Genomic DNA, 16,731 nt, shown 5'->3' with positions numbered 1-16,731 from the left:
GCCGTGAACAGAGCAAAGGAAGGATCATGGACTGGTCTTGACCATTTCTTGCTGAACCAGCCCGCCTTGAGCGGAGCCGACCCCTTTGTCCCTTGTGGACTTCTTTGCGAGAACCTCACCGGACTCGTCTGGTCATCCGGCTGCCCTGGCCGTACGGCTCACATGGCCATACGGCTCGCCAGGCCCTACGGATCGCCTGGTCCTACGGCGTGCCTGGTCCTACGGCGTGCCTGGTACTGCGGCGTGCCTGGTACTGCGGCGTGCCTGGTACTGCGGCGTGCCCGCCGATTTCACGGGCTGCCGTCGCCGACTACCCGCCGCACTGCTCCAACATCATCAGCCGGTCGGGCGCGGTCACCGCCAGTTCATACTTGAGGGCGACCTGCGTGAAGCGGACCGCGTAGGCGCAGCGGATCTGCTTGTTCGGCGGGAGCCAGGAGGCGGGTCCGAAGTCACCCTTGGACGAGTTGGCGCGGCCCTCGGCCGGCATCAGGTTGAGTGCGCCGGATGCGACTTCTACCGACCCGATCCCTCCTACCTCCCCGCCCTGGAACAGCAGATCGCGGACCTGCGGGCCGACAAGGAAGCCGCCCTGGCGATGGAGGCCGCCGACTGGGTCGTGCGCAATCTCGACGACCAGATCCGCGCCTACTCGAAGTCGGCCGACGAGATGCGGCGGAAACTCGACGCGCTGCCCGCCGAGGAGCGGGCCGCCGTCGAATCCGCCTCACGCGAGCTGCGCAAGGCACGTTCGGCAGCGGCCTTCGTCCCTCTACAGGCGCTGACGACACGGAGTTCCGAATGAAAATCCCTGCTCCTTCCGGCGGCAACGACCGGAACGCCCGGGTCGAGCGCCTGCGCGTCAGCCGTGCCAAGGACAGCGAAGACAAGACCAGGCGTGCACTCGACGCCGTGGACGGCCTTCTCCGCTCGGGACGACGGATCACCGTCACCCAAGTGGCACGGGAAGCCTCGGTGTCCACGTGGTTCGTCTACAACCAGCCTCATGTGCACCAGGCCGTTCAGGACGGCATCACCGCCCAGCGAGCGCGGGAGCGCCGCAACTCCCTCGCTCCGGAGGCATCTCAGGTGTCTCCGGCCGGGTTGCGGACGGATCTTGCACTGGCCCGCGAAGAGATCAAGGACCTCAAGAAGGAGCGCGATCGGCTCCGTAACCGGGTCAGGCTGTCTCTCGGCGCCGAGTTGGAGGGCGTGAACCGGAATGAGCTGATCGAGCGGGTACAGCAGATCGAGCAGCGGAATACCGCGCTGGAGCAAGCGTTGTCAGAGGCCAGGGATCAGATAGCCGCCCTGGAGGGCCAACTGCGTGTGGCGGAGGACGACCTCACCGCCGCGCGAGCCAGTCTCCGCCGTGCCATGCGGTCCGTTCCGACCCCGTAACCCGTGCTGCATGGCCACACTTTGTGGTTGTCCGGTTCTCACCCCGTTAACCGGACAGCCACAAGGCACGTCGTTCCCACGGTCAGGACTTCACCGAAGCAGGTTCCGGGCATGATCAATCGGTGTCCGTCGCGGCCAACACCGCCAGTCGTCGGCGTCCTGGAGAGACCGAGGTCAGGCCGATGTCCCAGGCCACGCGCTCGAACCACTTGGCGTCGGCTCCGAAGCCGTACCAGGCGCACTCCCGTGCACATGCCTCGACCTCCTCCGCGGGGGCGCCCTCGGCAGTACCGGAGAGGCCGGCCAGGGACTGCCACGCGGCCAGCCGTCCGTAAGCACCGCGTGCGCCGGAGTTATAGGCACCTCCCGTGGACGCGGCGGCGAAGAGGACCCTCCATGCCTGGTCCGGCGGGCAGGCCGCGACCGAGAAGGTGGTCTTCTTCCCTGCACTCTTCAGGCATTCCAGGCCCAGTCCCAGCAACATGCTCGGCACCGACTCGGCTACCAGAGGAGCTGCCAGGTCGAAGACCCGCGCCTCGATCCGGCCGTTCGACTCCTCAGCCCAGTTCGCCACAGCGGTGCCGATGCCCTTGGCGGCGGCTTCGGTCGTCGTTTCCTCGACCGACGGCACATGCGCCCCGGCATCGGCCCGCATCGCGCGATTCGCCGGCGAGCCGAACGGCATCGAGTGGCTGCCGCCGCGAGCGCTGTAGCTCGGCAGATCCGGCTGGCCTTCCACATCGGACAGCGCCAACGGCAGCCATCCCAGCGGATGGTGCCTCCAGTGCGGCGACGTCGCCCACCCTGCGATCCCCGGAGTCTCCGTGACGTGGGCGCCCCTGAGCACCGCTTCATGGACCAGGCACGCACGCAGCTCCTCCGAGGCGTTCCCGGTGAACGCTACGGCCAGTTCCTCCACCGGGTGGCTGGAGGCCAGTAGGGAGGCCGCATAGCGGTCCAGCTTCCTGTCGGCAGCCTCCGTGGAGGAGACCAGCCGCAGCGCCGCGGCGACGTTCCCGGCACCGGGCGTGGTGGACAGCAACCGGAGCAGGTAGTCGAAGACGCTCCCGTACTGCCAAATCCGCCCGGCGTCGGAGGCGTAAGCCCCGGCCATAGCTATGCCGAGATCCGCGAGGAAGGCAGCATCACCCCGCGCCAGACTGCGGTCAGCCGTCTCCCATATTCCGGTGACGCTCTTCAGTCCCGGCAGCTTCGTCACGATCTTCTGTATGCGGTCAGCCACAGTAGGGACCGTATGTGTCCCACAGTCCGAAAGCGATGGCGTTTCCCAGGTCACCGCAGCTCGATCAGCCTTCGCACTGCTTCAGCATCATCGCCTTGTCCGCCATCGTCACCGGGAGCTCGTACTTGTCGGCGACCTGCGCGAACCGCACCGCGTACGAGCACCGGATCTTCTTGTTCGGCGGCAACCACGACGCGGGCCCCGAGTCCCGCTTCGCCGAGTTGGCGCGCCCTTCGACAGGAAGCAAATTGAGCACGTCGTTCGCCAGTTGCTTGCGCTTGCTCTCCGGCCATCGGGCGGCGCCCATCTGCCAGCTGTAGGACAGCGGGACCACGTGGTCTATCTGCACCTCGGTGGCCTTCGCCTTCTTCCAGGCGATGTTCTTGCCGGTGTACGGGTCGTACAGGTCCATCGAAACGACCACGCAGTCGGAACCTGAACGGAACTGCACGTGCCGCCCATGGAGTTTCAACAAGTCGTTCCGCGTGTCACAACCATTCCTCGCCAGCGGTACCCCGTCCGCCGTATCCATCCACGCATAGCCGAACTCATCCCGTTCGTAGCCCGTCTTCGGCCCACGCCCCTTTGTTGTGAGTCCTTGGATGAGCTTGCGTGCGTTGGCCTTGTCCGCTTCCGACGTGAGCGCGGCGAGTCCCGGCTTCGTCCCGTCGGGATTCGTCAGCGGGCTCACCGCCTGGCCGGCAGTTGCGTCCGGTCCGGATCCTGCGGAGCTTCCGCCCGGCTCCAGGCCATCACAGCCTGCGACGAACGCGGCGACAACGACGACCGTAAGCACGGCTTTCTTCCCGCGAGTCCGCAGGAGCCCGTGACTCATGTGCCTCTCACTATGCACAGCCGATCACACCCTGCATACGCTGCGAGAAAAGCCCCATTACAGCGCGAACCATAGAGATAATGCGGGTGTCGCAGCCGTTGCGGGCCAGCGGGACTCCGTTGGCCGTGTCCATCCACGCGTAGCCGAACTCGTCCCTGTCGTAGCCCGTCCTGGGTCCGCGTCCCTTCGTCCGCAGGCTCTCGATGAGCTTGCGGGCCGCGGCCTGGTCGGTCTCACTGGTCACAGGTGCGAGGCCCGGTTCGGTGCCGTCCGGGTTCTTCAGCGGGCTGACGGCATGACCGTCCGGCGCCGGGGCACCGGTGCCCGTCGAAGAGCCGCCGTCTGCGAGTTCTTCGCATCCGGTGACGAGGGCCAGGACGGCGAACACCGCAAGCCCGGTCCTGACGGCGGCTGTCGCTCCGCCCCTCGGACTCCTCATGTTGCGCCCCTCCCCTTGCCTCCCCGGTTCCCGTCCTGCTCGGGCGGGTTGTGCCGGTCTCACGGTAGCGGCCGAGAGGTCCAGACCATATGGGCCCTAAATGGGCATTGCTCGCGAGTCGGGCGTATGGTCGATTGCGAGTCGCCTCCGGAAGGAGCTCTGGATGGGCATCCTCGACAGATTCAAGAACCAGGCGAAGGGCCGCAAGGGCAAGGACATGTCCGACGCCGCGGAACGGAAAGCCAACGAGAAGACGGGCAACAAGTACGAGAGCCAGGTCGACGACGCTCAACAGCGGATGGAAGGCCAGCTCGGTATGGATCGCGACAGGCGCGAACAGCCGTAAGGCCGGAGACTCACGGAGGTCATGAGGCCCGCCGGGCACAGCGACCCGGCCGGGCTCCCTGAACCACCAGGTGAAACAGAGGCCGTCCACGGAGACCCACCTCTCGCGGGCGGCTTCCTGTCTTTCACCGCACAGCGGGCCGGCGAGCCCGACTCACACTTTCCCGATTCCCAACGTCGTCTCCGACGGCAGCAGTCCGGACGACAGCACCGAGACCCAGAAGTCGCCGAGCAGGTAGACCAGTTGGCCGGCCCCCTCCGGCCCGAGGGACTGCCAGGGGGCGGCGGCGAGTCGGTCGGTGTCCTCTTCGACGCGGCGCCGCAGCGCGCGGCCCGCCTCCGTGGCCGTACCGTCCTCGTCGACCAGGCCGCGGGCGGACAGCCGCTCCCGTGCGGCTTCCCATTCCGTGGCGCTCCAGCCGCGGCTCTCGAAGCGTTCGACGCTCGCGGCGCCTATCGCGGCGAAGGAGACGAGCGACTCGACCGGGTCGAGGCCGGCGACGAGCAGGGCCGCTACGTGGCCGTCGCCGCGGTGCTCGCGCAGGATCGTCGCCGCGTGCCACAGCTGGAGGTGCGGGGCCTTGGGCCACTCCAGTGCGGCATTGGCCGCGGCGAGGGGGCGGCCCGCGGTGTTCGCCGCCTCGGCCGCGCGCCGGGCGAGGGCGGCGGCCTCCGCCAGTTCGGGGCTGTCCGCCCGGTCGCCGAATATCGCGCGGTACGCCCCGTCGACGCCTCGCAGCCGCGCCTGCAGCATCGCCTCGGGACTCGCGACCGACCACGCAGAATCGACGTGCTCGGCGACCATGCGAGGGCTGAAGCTGTAGAAGGCGGACGTCACCCGCTCGGCGCCCACGACACCCAACGGGGCCGCACGGCACGGAAAGTACGTCGGCCAGCGCTCCTCGGTGTCATACCCAAGTGCCGCTGCCTCCGCGAAGACCTCCGGCGCGTAATACAGCACCGCGTGCAACGGCTCCAGCAGCTGCCACAGCTGACGCACGCGGGCGAGCTCCACACCACCGCCGCCTCCGGTCGCGACCCCACCGACCTCATCGCCGCACTCCCCCATGACGTGCCTCCTCGCCGTGTCCCGACCACCCGCATAACTTGACACTGACAAGATTGCCTCACCCGCCCGAACTTGTCAATGCCTAGATCGAGCGTAGGCTGCTGCCCATGCCCCCCACCGAACCGAAAAAGACGGACGCCCACCGGCCCAGCACGCCCCGCCCGTACCACCACGGCGACCTGCGCCGCGCCATCCTCACCGCCGCGCTCGACGTCATCGCCGCCGACGGCCCCTCCGCGCTGAGCCTGCGCGACCTCGCCCGCCGCGCCGGTGTCTCGCACGCGGCGCCCGCCCACCACTTCAAAGACCGCACCGGACTGCTCACGGCGATCGCGGCCGAGGGCTTCGGGCTGCTCGCGGACACCCTCAACGAGGCCTCGGACCTGAAGGACGCGGGCGTGCGCTACGTGCGCTTCGCGCTCGAGCACCCGGCGTACTTCCAGGTGATGTTCACGCCCGAGCTGCTGCGCGGCGACGACCTGGAACTGACCACCGGCCGCGCCGTCGCCGCCGACGCCCTGCGCGAGGCGGTCTCCGCCGTACGCGCCGAGGACTTCGGCGTCGACGCCCGTCTGGCCGGCGTCGCCGCCTGGTCCCTGGCCCACGGCTTCGCCACGCTGCTCCTCGGCCACAACCTGGACGGCGCGGTCGGCGACCAGGACCCGGAGGAGGTGTTCCGGACCCTGGCGACCACGCTGTTCCGTGCCGACTGAGGGCCGCCCGAGGCAACGACACCGACGCCTGCTTGACCTTGTCACCGGCGTCAGGGTTCGACCATCACCTCATGAACGCCCACACGCCCCGCATCGTCCTCGTCACCGGCGCCGGCACCGGAATCGGCCGGGCCACCGCACGCGCGTTCGCCGCGCAGGGAGCGCACGTCGTCGCCGTCGGCCGACGCGCCGCGCCGCTCGCGGATACCGCCGCGTACGACGAGGCCCGCATCGTCCCGCTCACGGCGGACATCGCGACCGAGGACGGCCCGGCAACCATCGTCCGTGCCGCACTCCAGCGACACGGCCGTATCGATGTACTGGTCAACAACGCCGCGATCGTCAACACAGAGTCCCTGCGCACCTATACGCGCGCATCGGCGGACACCCACCTCGCGACGAATCTCCTCGCCCCCGTCCTGCTCACCCAGGCCGCGCTGCCCGCCCTGGAGGAGAGCCGCGGGGTCGTCGTGAACGTGACGACGTCCGTCGGTCAGCGTGGCTGGCCCGGCAACTCCCTGTACGCGGCCGGGAAGGCGGCCCTGGAAGTGCTGACCCGCAGCTGGGCGGTGGAGCTGGCCCCGCTCGGGATCCGCGTCGCCGCCGTGGCACCCGGCGCGATCGACACGCCCATCGGCGACCACGCCGGGTACACCCCCGAGGACCGGGCCTCGATCCGCGAGTGGCAGCTCGCCCACACCCCGCTCGGGCGGGTGGGCCGACCCGAGGAGGTCGCCTGGGCCATCACCCGACTCGCCGCACCCGAGGCCTCGTTCATCACGGGCGTGGTTCTTCCGGTGGACGGCGGCGCCGTCGTCGCATGAGACTGGCCGGCATGGGACAGACCCACGTGCGCATCGGCGAGCTCGCGGCGGCAACCGGCACATCGCCGCGTTCCCTGCGCCACTACGAACAGGCGGGGCTCATCACCGCCGAGCGGGCCTCCAACGGCTACCGTCTCTACGACCCCGCCACCGTGGTCCGCGTCCACAACATCCGCCGTCTCCTGAACGCCGGCCTCACCCTCGATGACGTACGGGTGTTCCTGCCGTGCCTGGACGGCGACGTCACGGCAGCACCGGCCTCGGACAAGGCACTCCTGGTCGCCGCCGAACGCCTCGCGGTCATGGACGAACGCATCGCCGCACAGATCGCCGTGCGCGACCGGCTCGCGGCGGCACTGCACCAGGCCACCGGCGCACGCATACGACCGGTGGCCTGAGCACGAGCGCAGCCGGCCAACCGGACAACCGCAGCCACCGCCCGGCCGGCCTCCTCGCGTTCCCGCTACGGCACGGGCGCCGCACGCCCCCTCGCGCCCCGAGGGCGACGCCCGCGCCAACCTGTGTCAGCCACGTCGTCGCCCCCGGACCACCGCCTACGACCCCAGAATCGACGTCAGGAACTCCCCGACCCAGCCCAGCAACTCCCGCCCGACCAACGGCTTCCCGCCCACCTTCGCGGTCTTGGGACGCGGCACCAGCACCTGGTGCGCCGCCGGCTTGATGACGGTCCCCGGGTAGAGCCGCTTGAGGCGCAGCTCCTGGGACTCCCTCAACTCGACCGGCGCGAAGCGGATGTTGTTGCCCTGGAGGACGACCTCGCCGACGCCGCACGCGCGCGCGAGCATGCGAAGCCCCGCCACCAGCAGCAGGTTCTCCACCGGCTCGGGCAACTTGCCGTAACGGTCGACGAGTTCCTCGCGTACGGCCTTGATGTCGTCCTCGGTGTTGACCGAGGCGATCGCCCGGTACGCCTGGAGGCGCAGGCGCTCGCCGGGGGCGTACTCGTGCGGGACGTGGGCGTCGACCGGGAGCTCGATCTTGACCTCGAGGGGCGCCTCCTCCTCGACGCCGCCCTCCAGGGAGGCGCGGTAGTCCGCGACGGCCTCGCCGACCATGCGGACGTACAGGTCGAAGCCGACGCCCGCGATGTGGCCGGACTGTTCGCCGCCGAGGAGGTTTCCGGCGCCGCGGATCTCCAGGTCCTTCATCGCGACGTACATGCCCGCGCCCATCTCCGTGTGCTGGGCGATGGTCGCCAGGCGCTCGTGGGCGGTCTCCGTGAGGGGTTTCTCCGGCGGGTAGAGGAAGTAGGCGTAGCCGCGCTCGCGGCCTCGGCCCACCCGGCCGCGCAGCTGGTGGAGCTGGGAGAGGCCGAAGTTGTCGCCGCGCTCCACGATCAGGGTGTTGGCGTTCGAGATGTCGATGCCCGACTCGACGATCGTGGTCGACACCAGCACGTCGAACTTCTTCTCCCAGAAGTCGACGACGACCTGCTCCAGCGACTGTTCCGACATCTGGCCGTGGGCGATCGCGATGCGTGCCTCGGGGACGATCTCCCTGAGACGGGCCGCGGCCCTGTCGATCGACTCGACACGGTTGTGGATGTAGAAGACCTGGCCCTCGCGCAGCAGTTCACGGCGGACGGCGGCGCCGATCTGCTTCTCCTCGTAGGGGCCGACGAAGGTGAGCACCGGGTGGCGCTCCTCGGGGGGCGTGGTGATCGTCGACATCTCGCGGATGCCCGTGACCGCCATCTCCAGGGTGCGCGGGATCGGGGTCGCGGACATCGTCAGGACGTCGACGTTCGCGCGCAGCTTCTTCAGCTGCTCCTTGTGCTCGACGCCGAAGCGCTGCTCCTCGTCGACGATGACCAGGCCCAGGTCCTTGAACTTGGTCTCGGCGGAGAACAGGCGGTGGGTGCCGATGACGACGTCCACCGAGCCCTCGCGCAGGCCCTCCAGGACCGCCTTCGCCTCGGTGTCGGTCTGGAAGCGGGACAGGGCGCGTACGTTCACCGGGAACTGCGAGTAGCGCTCGCCGAACGTCCCGAAGTGCTGCTGCACCAGCAGGGTTGTGGGGACGAGCACGGCGACCTGCTTGCCGTCCTGGACCGCCTTGAAGGCGGCGCGGACCGCGATCTCCGTCTTGCCGTAACCGACGTCGCCGCAGACCAGACGGTCCATCGGGACCGTCTTCTCCATGTCCTCCTTGACCTCGGCGATGGTGGTGAGCTGGTCGGGCGTCTCCGCGTACGGGAAGGCGTCCTCCAGCTCGCGCTGCCAGGGGGTGTCCTGGGCGAAGGCGTACCCGGGGGCGGCCATCCGTGCGCTGTAGAGCCTGATCAGGTCGGCGGCGATCTCCTTGACCGCCTTCTTCGCGCGCGCCTTGGTCTTCGTCCAGTCGGCGCCGCCCAGGCGGTGCAGGGTGGGGGCCTCGCCGCCGACGTACTTGGTGATCTGCTCCAGCTGGTCGGTGGGGATGTAGAGGCGGTCGCCGGGCTGGCCGCGCTTGGCGGGGGCGTACTCCACCACCAGGTACTCGCGGGTCGCGCCCTGCACGGTCCGCTGGACCATCTCGATGTAGCGGCCCACGCCGTGCTGCTCGTGGACGATGTAGTCGCCGGCCTCCAGGGTGAGCGGGTCGATGGTCTTGCGGCGCCGGGCGGGCATCCGGACGCCGTCCTTGCCGGCCGCCTTCTGCCCGGACAGGTCGGTCTCCGTCAGGAGGGCGAGCTTCAGCCCCGGGTCGACGAAGCCGTAGTCGATCGAGCCGCACGCCACGTGCACGACGGAAGGGCTCAGCGATACGAGGTCTGCCTCCAGACGGGCCGCGATGCCCTCACCGCCGAGCACCTCGACGGTACGGGCCGCCGGGCCGTGCGCCTCGGTCACGTACAGCACACGCCAGCCGTCGGCGAGCCAGCCCTTGGTGTCGGCGAGCGCCTTCGCGGTGTCGCCGCGGTACGTCTCGGGCGCGTGCATGCCGAGCTTCAAGGTGTCGGCATCGAGCTCCTCGTCCGCCGCGAACGGCGACACCGACCACCACATCATGTCCAGCTCGCGCGCCCGGTCCCGGACGTCCGCGATGGCCCACAGGGACGCCGCGTCGACATCGATGGGCGCCTCGCCGCCGCCGGCGGTGGCCGCCCAGGAGGCCTGCAGGAACTCCTGCGACGTCGCCACGAGATCGGCGGCACGCGTGCGTACCCGCTCCGGATCGCAGACGACGGCCATGGAGCCCTTGGGCAGGACGTCCAGCAGCAGCTCCATGTCGTCGACCAGAACCGGCGCCAGGGACTCCATTCCCTCTACGGCGATCCCCTCGGCGATCTTTCCGAGCAGCTCGCCCAGCTCCGGGTGCTGCTCGGCGAGGGCACGCGCCCGCGTGCGGACGTCCTCCGTCAACAGAAGTTCACGGCAGGGCGGCGCCCACAGGCCGTGCTCGGCGACTTCGAGGGAGCGCTGGTCGGCGACCTTGAAGTAGCGGATCTCCTCGACGTCGTCGCCCCAGAACTCGATGCGCAGAGGGTGTTCCTCGGTGGGCGGGAACACGTCGAGGATGCCCCCTCGCACGGCGAACTCGCCGCGCTTCTCGACGAGCTCCACGCGCGCGTACGCGGCGGCGGCGAGGGCCTGCACGATCTCGTTCAGGTCGGCGGTCTGCCCGGTCCGCAGGGCCACCGGCTCCAGGTCGCCGAGGCCTTTGACCTGCGGCTGGAGCACGGACCGCACGGGCGCCACGACGACGGAGACCGGGCCGGTCTCGGGGTCGTCGGGGCGGGGGTGGGCCAGGCGGCGCAGCACGGCGAGCCGCCGGCCCACGGTGTCGCTGCGGGGGCTCAGTCGCTCGTGCGGCAGGGTCTCCCAGGACGGGTACTCCACGACGCCGTCGGGCGGGAGCAGCGAGCGCAGCGCCGCGGCCAGGTCCTCCGCCTCGCGTCCGGTCGCCGTCACCGCCAGCACGGGCCGGCCTGCCTCGCGGGCGAGCGCGGCGACCGCGAGGGGGCGGGCGGCGGGCGGGCCGACCAGGTCGACGTGCATGCGGTTGCCGTCTGCGGCCGCGGTGATGGCTTCCGTGAGGGCGGGGTCCTTGACTACGGCGTCGAGCAGACCGTGCAGGCTCATTCGGGGGCGGCTTTCGTCTGGGGGTGGGCATCGCGAAGGGCCCGACGCGGGGACCGGCCGGGGGTCTCCAGCGTACGTCGCTGCGCGGGCGGGTGCCGGGGCTGTGGATAACCTCCGTTGCCTGGTACTCGGCACCGGTGTGGCCCGTACCAGGGGGCTGCGCCCCCTGGACCCCGGCCTATGCCGGCCCACCCCTCGACTCGGTGGGTCAGGACGTGGGCCTCGAAAAACAAGAACCCGGCGCCGAGAAGCCCCCCGTGACTTCTCGGCGCCGGGCATTCCCCGTTCGCGGTGGCTGCGGTGGCTACTCGGTCGCGATCGCGGTCAGGACGTTCATCCGGCCCGCCCGGAACGCCGGGATCAGTGCCGCGAACAGGCCCACGAAGGCGGAGCCGATGAAGACGCCGATGATGGTCGGCCAGGGGATCTCGAGGACGTTGAGGCCCTCCAGGGCGAGCAGCTTCTGGGCCGTGGCCCCCCAGCCCATTCCGAGCCCGAGGCCCAGCAGCGCGCCGAAGAGCGCGATCACCACCGACTCCATGCGGATCATCCGCCGCAACTGGCGCCGCGAGAGGCCGATGGCCCGCATCAGGCCGATCTCCCGCGTCCGTTCGACCACCGAGAGGGCCAGGGTGTTCACCACACCCAGGACCGCCACGATGATCGCCAGGGCGAGCAGGCCGTAGACCATGTTCAGGAGCTGGCCGATCTGATCCTTCAGTTCCTGCTTGTAGTCGGTCTGGTCGCGGACCTGGTACTGCGGGTAGCCGTGCATGGACTTCTTCAGCGCCGCGTACGCCTGCTCGGTCTGACCTTCCTTCGCCTTGGCGAACATGATCGTGTTCGGCGGGATCTGGTCGGCCGGGACGTACTTCCGCATCGTCTCGATGCTGATGTAGCGCGCGCCCTGGTCGAGGGCGCTGTCGTCGCTCGTGATGGCCGCGACCTTCAGCTTCGCCGTCTTGCCGCCCTTGAAGGCGACGTCGATGGTGTCGCCGACCTTCACGCCGTGCGCCTTGGCGTAGTCCGAGCCGACCGACATGGCGTCCTTGGCGTACGCGGCCGTCAGGGTGCCCGCGGTGGTCGCGCGGCGCAGGTCCTCGGCGTACGACGGGTCGGCGGCGGTGACGCCGGAGCCGTCGGTCTTGCCGTCGGGCGAGGTGAGTGTGGCGTTGAGTTCCTTGTAGCTGGTGACGTGGGCCAGGCCGGGCGTCTGCTCCATCGCCTTCTGGGCCTGCGGGACGATCCGCTGGTTGCCCTGGACGATGAAGTCCGCGCCGACCGACTTGTCCAGCTCACTCGTCGCCGAGGCGACCATCGAGGAGCCGACCACCGAGAGGCAGGCCACCAGGGCCAGGCCGATCATCAGGGCGGCGCCCGTGGCACCGGTACGGCGCGGGTTGCGCAGGGCGTTGCGTTCGGCCATGCGTCCCACCGGGCCGAAGGCCCGCAGCAGCACCGCGCTGATCACCCGGACGACCCCACCGGCCAGCAGCGGGCCGATGACGACGAAGCCGATCAGGGTCAGCACCACTCCCGCGCCCAGCATCAGCGAACCGTCGCTCGCCTTGTCGGCGGTGCCGGCCGCATAGAGGGCGAACCCGCCGGCCCCCGTCAGCACGAGCCCGATCAGGCCGCGCACCAGGCCGGCCCTGCCGTCGGCCGGCGTACCGGCGTCGCGCAGTGCTGCCATCGGGGAAACCTTCCCGGCGCGGCGGGCCGGGAGGTAGGCGGCGAGGACGGTGACCACGACACCCAGCAGGACACCGGCGATCGGAGTGGTCGCCTTGATGGTGAGGTCGTCGGTGGAGAGGTTCATGCCGGCCGCCGACATGAGCTTCATCAGGCCGATGGCGATGCCGACGCCGGCCCCGACGCCCACGATGGATCCCACGACGCCCAGCAGCGTCGCCTCGACCAGCACGGACCGGTTGACCTGCCCGCGGGACGAGCCGACGGCCCGCATCAGGCCGATCTCGCGGGTGCGCTGGGCAACCAGCATCGAGAACGTGTTGATGATCAGGAAGATGCCCACCAGGAACGCGATCCCGGCGAAGCCGAGCATGGCGTACTTGATGACGTTCATGAACTCGCCGACGTCCTTGCGGTTCTCGTCGGCGTTCTCCTTGGCCGTCTGCAGCTTGAACGTGCCGTCCAGCGCCTTGGCGACGTTCTGCTTGAGCTGCGTATCGCTGACGCCGGCCGCGGCCGTGACGTAGACCTGCGTGAACCGGCCGGTGGCACCGAGGAGTTCGCGCTGTGCGGTCGGGGTGTCGAAGTAGACGATCGTCGCACCGGGGTTGGTCACCTTGAAGGTGGCCACGCCGACGATCTTCGCGGTGAAGTCACCGGCGACGGAGATCGTGCGCAGTTCGTCGCCGAGCTCGAGGTGGTGCTTGTCGGCGGTGTCGGCGTCGACCATCAGCTCGGTCGGCCCGCGCGGGGCGTGCCCGGAGGTGATCTCCATCTGCCGCAGCTCGTTCTTCGTCCAGTTGGCGGCGATCGTCGGGGCGCCTGTGCTGGAGCCCATGTTCTCGTTGTCGCTGTCGACGACGGTCACGGCCGACGAACCGACCCCGCCCTCGGCCGACTTGACGCCGTCCGCCCGCTCGACCTGCTCCACCACGGAGGCCGGCAGCGACTCGGGCTTGCCGTTCTGCGGCGTGTCGTCGCTCTTGGCCTCCTTCGGGGAGACCGTCACGTCGGACGCGGTCGTCGCGAACAGCTTGTCGAAGGTCGTGTTCATCGTGTCGGTGAACACGAGCGTCCCGCAGACGAACGCCACCGACAGCAGGACCGCGACGGCCGACAGGGCCATCCGCCCCTTGTGCGCGAAGAAGTTGCGCATCGAGGTCTTCAGGACGGTCATGACGTACGCCCCCGGGCGTCGAAGTCCTTCATACGGTCCAGGACGGCCTCGGCGGTCGGCTTGTACATCTCGTCGACGATCCGGCCGTCGGCGAGATACAGCACCCGGTCCGCGTACGAGGCGGCCACCGGGTCGTGCGTGACGATCACGATGGTCTGGCCCAGCTCGTCCACCGACTGCCGCAGGAAGCCCAGTACTTCGGCACCCGCGCGCGAGTCGAGGTTTCCGGTCGGCTCGTCACCGAAGATGATCTCGGGCCGCGCGGCCAACGCCCGCGCCACGGCGACCCGCTGCTGCTGACCGCCGGAGAGCTGGGTGGGCCGGTGCTTGAGCCGGTCGGAGAGCCCGACGGTGTCGATGACCCGCCCCAGCCACGCCTTGTCGGGCTTGCGCCCGGCGATGTCCATGGGGAGGGTGATGTTCTCGAGCGCGTTCAGCGTCGGCAGCAGGTTGAACGCCTGGAAGATGAACCCGATCCGGTCCCGGCGCAGCTGCGTGAGCTTCTTGTCCTTCAGCCCGGTGATCTCGGTCTCGTCGAGGTAGATCTGCCCGGACGTCACGGTGTCGAGCCCGGCGAGGCAGTGCATCAAGGTGGACTTGCCGGACCCCGAGGGGCCCATGATCGCGGTGAACTGACCGCGGGCGATGTCCACGTCGACGTGGTCGAGCGCGACGACGCGGGTCTCTCCGGACCCGTAGGCCTTCACGACCTGCCGCGCCCGCGCGGCAACGGCCGTACGCCCGCCAGTGCCCCCGTGCCTGGTGATGGTCACAGCCGATGTCACGGTATGTCTCCTATGTCGGTCAACAGGTCAATCTCTTGTTTCTGCTGCTCAGCGAATGAGCCGTTCGAAGTGGTACGTCGATGAGTCTGGCGCCGGGAAGGGGTCCGGCGCGCTGGTGCCCGGCCCCGTCTTGTGCTGGGGAAAACCCCACCCCCGGACCTTCGGTGAACCACCCCCGACCGCTCCCCAGCGGCGTAAAGCCAGGTTAAGGACCGTCCCCCCGCCGTCTCGTCCTCCGGCGGTACGAACCCTCCCCCAGCCGTAGTACGGAGGTACCCCTAGGGGCAGTCCACCGTCGGGTGGATGCGTTCTCGGGGTCCGCTCCACCCGGCGGCCCAGTCAGGCTCCACCCTCCCGTGGCGTCAGGGTCAAGCCCTCCCGCGATGTACGCGTCAGATGGGAAGCTGTCCGACGGCAGATGGATGCATGGGGAAAGGACTCCGCGTGGGCGACGCGCAACCCGCGATACGGCAGGCCGCGCAACCCGCCGCTCCCGACCGACGCGGTGCCGTGGTCGCCGCCCTGATGCTCGCGATGGCACTGGCGGCACTCGACTCCACCATCGTCTCCACCGCCGTACCGCAGATCGTCGGCGACCTCGGCGGCTTCTCGGTCTTCTCCTGGCTGTTCTCCGGCTATCTGCTCGCCGTCACCGTCACCCTCCCCGTCTATGGCAAGCTCTCCGACACCTTCGGCCGCAAACCGGTACTGATAGCGGGCGCGGCCCTCTTCCTCCTCGGCTCCCTGCTCTGCGCCCTGGCCTGGAACATGGGCGCCCTGATCGCCTTCCGGGTCGTGCAGGGCCTGGGCGGCGGGGCGTTGCAGGGCACGGTCCAGACGCTCGCCGCCGACCTGTACCCCCTCAAGGAACGCCCGAAGATCCAGGCCAAGCTGTCCACGGTCTGGGCGGTGTCCGCGGTCGCGGGACCCGGCGTCGGCGGCGTCCTGGCGGCGTACGCGGGCTGGCGCTGGATCTTCCTGGTCAACCTTCCCATCGGTGCGGTCGCCCTGTGGCTGATCGCCCGCCACCTGCACGAGCCGCAGCGAGACGTACGACCTGAGGAGGAGGGAAAGACCGCCACGCGCGCGCGTGTCGACTGGGCGGGCGCGCTCGCGGTGTTCGCGTGCGGCGGCGTCCTGCTCACCGCGCTGGTACAGGGCGGGGTGGCCTGGCCGTGGCTGTCAGCCCCCTCGATGGCCCTGTTCGGTACGGGACTCGCACTGGTGGCGGTCGTGGTGCTGGTGGAGCGCAGGGCGGCCGAGCCGATCATCCCCGGGTGGGTGTGGCGGCGCCGTACGATCGCCGCGGTCAACCTGGCCCTCGGCGCACTCGGGCTGCTGATGGTGGCCCCGACCGTCTTCCTGCCCACGTACGCCCAGTCCGTCCTCGGCCTGGCACCGGTGACCGCCGGATTCGTCCTCTCCGTATGGACGTTGAGCTGGCCGGTGTCGGCGGCGCTCAGCCAGCACGTCTACCGGCGCATCGGCTTCCGCCACACGGCGATGCTGGGCATCGGCACGGCCGCACTGATCCTGTTCGCGTTCCCGTTCCTGCCGTACCCGGGTGAGGCATGGCAGCCGACGCTGCTCATGCTGCTCCTGGGCGGTGCGCTGGGCCTGTTCCAACTCCCGCTGCTCGTCGGGGTGCAGTCGACGGTCACCTGGGAGGAACGCGGCACCACCACCGCATCCGTCCTCTTCTGCCGCCAGACCGGCCAGACCATCGGCGCGGCCCTCTTCGGCGCGGTCGCCAACGGCGTACTGGCGAGCCGGCTCGGCGGCGCGGGCGACCTGGACTCCGTGACCCGCGCCCTGGACGCGGGCCCCGCGCCCGAAGCGACCCGGCACGCGATCGCGGACGCGGTGCACGCGGTGTACCTGGGGGCGGCGGGGGCGGCGGCTCTCGCGTTCGTGGTGCTGCTGGTGCTGGCGCCGCGACGGTTTCCGGTGCTGACGGAACAGTGAGCGGGTCTACTGCCTTACCCATCCTCAGGCCTCCCGCGCGTCGGCGATCCGGTCCAACTCGCGCATCGCCTCGGCGTGGGCGCTCGCCCGGCGGCTGAGACTGCCGGCCGTGAACAGCACGACCCCGACGACCGACACCGGCATTTCCACATGGTGCT

General features: G+C 69.8%; 14 protein-coding genes and 1 pseudogene. 7 read left to right on the top strand and 8 right to left on the bottom strand.

Features of this window, described 5'->3' with window-relative positions; translation table 11 throughout:
• Positions 1-310: 310 nt before the first annotated feature.
• Positions 311-514, bottom strand: a pseudogene (locus ACFYO2_RS26280) (HNH endonuclease); the annotation flags it as partial.
• Between the two features lie 84 nt (positions 515-598).
• Between ACFYO2_RS26280 and ACFYO2_RS26275 the strand changes: the two are divergent.
• A complete protein-coding gene (locus tag ACFYO2_RS26275) occupies positions 599-805 on the top strand; it encodes a hypothetical protein (protein ID WP_388353721.1) in 207 nt (68 codons plus the stop codon).
• A complete protein-coding gene (locus ACFYO2_RS26270; protein WP_388353718.1) occupies positions 802-1,401 on the top strand; it encodes a DUF6262 family protein in 600 nt (199 codons plus the stop codon). The genes ACFYO2_RS26275 and ACFYO2_RS26270 overlap by 4 nt, the downstream gene beginning before the upstream one ends.
• A 115-nt stretch (positions 1,402-1,516) precedes the next feature.
• On the opposite strand, the gene ACFYO2_RS26265 is transcribed toward ACFYO2_RS26270, so the two are convergent.
• The 3 genes from ACFYO2_RS26265 to ACFYO2_RS26255 form a co-directional block, all read right to left on the bottom strand.
• The gene (locus ACFYO2_RS26265) at positions 1,517-2,644 is read right to left on the bottom strand and encodes a DUF6183 family protein (RefSeq protein ID WP_388353715.1); all 1,128 of its coding nucleotides are present in this window, start codon (positions 2,642-2,644) and stop codon (positions 1,517-1,519) included.
• A gap of 64 nt (positions 2,645-2,708) precedes the next feature.
• Complete coding sequence (locus ACFYO2_RS26260; protein WP_388353712.1) at positions 2,709-3,479, bottom strand: HNH endonuclease family protein; 771 nt, start codon at positions 3,477-3,479, stop codon at positions 2,709-2,711.
• Between the two features lie 10 nt (positions 3,480-3,489).
• Entirely contained in the window at positions 3,490-3,867 is a 378-nt protein-coding gene (locus ACFYO2_RS26255; RefSeq protein WP_388353709.1) for a hypothetical protein, read from the bottom strand.
• Between the two features lie 214 nt (positions 3,868-4,081).
• Between ACFYO2_RS26255 and ACFYO2_RS26250 the strand changes: the two genes are divergently transcribed.
• On the top strand, positions 4,082-4,264 hold the full coding sequence (locus ACFYO2_RS26250; RefSeq protein ID WP_388353706.1) for an Rv0909 family putative TA system antitoxin: 183 nt from the start codon (positions 4,082-4,084) through the stop codon (positions 4,262-4,264).
• A gap of 153 nt (positions 4,265-4,417) precedes the next feature.
• On the opposite strand, the gene ACFYO2_RS26245 is transcribed toward ACFYO2_RS26250, so the two are convergent.
• Complete coding sequence (locus tag ACFYO2_RS26245) at positions 4,418-5,332, bottom strand: hypothetical protein (RefSeq protein ID WP_388353703.1); 915 nt, start codon at positions 5,330-5,332, stop codon at positions 4,418-4,420.
• Between the two features lie 107 nt (positions 5,333-5,439).
• Here ACFYO2_RS26245 and ACFYO2_RS26240 point away from each other — a divergent pair, with 107 nt between their 5' ends.
• From ACFYO2_RS26240 to ACFYO2_RS26230, 3 genes are all read left to right on the top strand, one after another.
• A complete protein-coding gene (locus tag ACFYO2_RS26240) occupies positions 5,440-6,045 on the top strand; it encodes a TetR/AcrR family transcriptional regulator (RefSeq protein WP_388353700.1) in 606 nt (201 codons plus the stop codon).
• Positions 6,046-6,116: 71 nt separating this feature from the next.
• Positions 6,117-6,869 (top strand): SDR family NAD(P)-dependent oxidoreductase, encoded by a 753-nt coding sequence (locus ACFYO2_RS26235; protein ID WP_388353697.1) that lies wholly within the window; start codon positions 6,117-6,119, stop codon positions 6,867-6,869.
• 26 nt (positions 6,870-6,895) lie between these two features.
• Positions 6,896-7,267: a MerR family transcriptional regulator gene (locus ACFYO2_RS26230; RefSeq protein ID WP_388354214.1), complete on the top strand. Its 372-nt coding sequence runs from the start codon at positions 6,896-6,898 to the stop codon at positions 7,265-7,267.
• A 156-nt stretch (positions 7,268-7,423) separates the two neighbouring features.
• Here ACFYO2_RS26230 and mfd read toward each other — a convergent pair whose 3' ends face one another.
• The 3 genes from mfd to ACFYO2_RS26215 form a co-directional block, all read right to left on the bottom strand.
• Positions 7,424-10,954 carry a transcription-repair coupling factor gene (gene mfd, locus ACFYO2_RS26225; protein ID WP_388353695.1) on the bottom strand — a complete coding sequence of 1,177 codons (3,531 nt, stop codon included), beginning with the start codon at positions 10,952-10,954 and terminating at the stop codon, positions 7,424-7,426.
• 304 nt (positions 10,955-11,258) lie between these two features.
• Positions 11,259-13,823: an ABC transporter permease gene (locus tag ACFYO2_RS26220; protein ID WP_388353692.1), complete on the bottom strand. Its 2,565-nt coding sequence runs from the start codon at positions 13,821-13,823 to the stop codon at positions 11,259-11,261.
• Positions 13,820-14,608, bottom strand: coding sequence for an ABC transporter ATP-binding protein (locus tag ACFYO2_RS26215; protein WP_388353689.1), 789 nt, complete (start codon positions 14,606-14,608; stop codon positions 13,820-13,822). The genes ACFYO2_RS26220 and ACFYO2_RS26215 overlap by 4 nt, the downstream gene beginning before the upstream one ends.
• A 426-nt stretch (positions 14,609-15,034) precedes the next feature.
• Here ACFYO2_RS26215 and ACFYO2_RS26210 point away from each other — a divergent pair, with 426 nt between their 5' ends.
• Complete coding sequence (locus tag ACFYO2_RS26210; protein WP_388353686.1) at positions 15,035-16,573, top strand: MFS transporter; 1,539 nt, start codon at positions 15,035-15,037, stop codon at positions 16,571-16,573.
• Positions 16,574-16,731: the final 158 nt, after the last annotated feature.

It is taken from the genome of Streptomyces sp. NPDC006602 (assembly GCF_042870385.1).
Classification (GTDB): Bacteria; Actinomycetota; Actinomycetes; order Streptomycetales; family Streptomycetaceae; genus Streptomyces.
This window is presented reverse-complemented; position numbering and strand designations above follow the sequence as displayed.

Coding starts and splice junctions, on each gene's coding strand:
- ACFYO2_RS26275 (WP_388353721.1), top strand. CDS start 599: ATGGAGGCCGCCGACTGGGTCGTGCGCAATCTCGACGACCAGATCCGC.
- ACFYO2_RS26270 (WP_388353718.1), top strand. CDS start 802: ATGAAAATCCCTGCTCCTTCCGGCGGCAACGACCGGAACGCCCGGGTC.
- ACFYO2_RS26260 (WP_388353712.1), bottom strand. CDS start 3,479: ATGAGTCACGGGCTCCTGCGGACTCGCGGGAAGAAAGCCGTGCTTACG.
- ACFYO2_RS26250 (WP_388353706.1), top strand. CDS start 4,082: ATGGGCATCCTCGACAGATTCAAGAACCAGGCGAAGGGCCGCAAGGGC.
- ACFYO2_RS26245 (WP_388353703.1), bottom strand. CDS start 5,332: ATGGGGGAGTGCGGCGATGAGGTCGGTGGGGTCGCGACCGGAGGCGGC.
- ACFYO2_RS26240 (WP_388353700.1), top strand. CDS start 5,440: ATGCCCCCCACCGAACCGAAAAAGACGGACGCCCACCGGCCCAGCACG.
- ACFYO2_RS26235 (WP_388353697.1), top strand. CDS start 6,117: ATGAACGCCCACACGCCCCGCATCGTCCTCGTCACCGGCGCCGGCACC.
- mfd (WP_388353695.1), bottom strand. CDS start 10,954: ATGAGCCTGCACGGTCTGCTCGACGCCGTAGTCAAGGACCCCGCCCTC.
- ACFYO2_RS26220 (WP_388353692.1), bottom strand. CDS start 13,823: ATGACCGTCCTGAAGACCTCGATGCGCAACTTCTTCGCGCACAAGGGG.
- ACFYO2_RS26210 (WP_388353686.1), top strand. CDS start 15,035: ATGGGGAAAGGACTCCGCGTGGGCGACGCGCAACCCGCGATACGGCAG.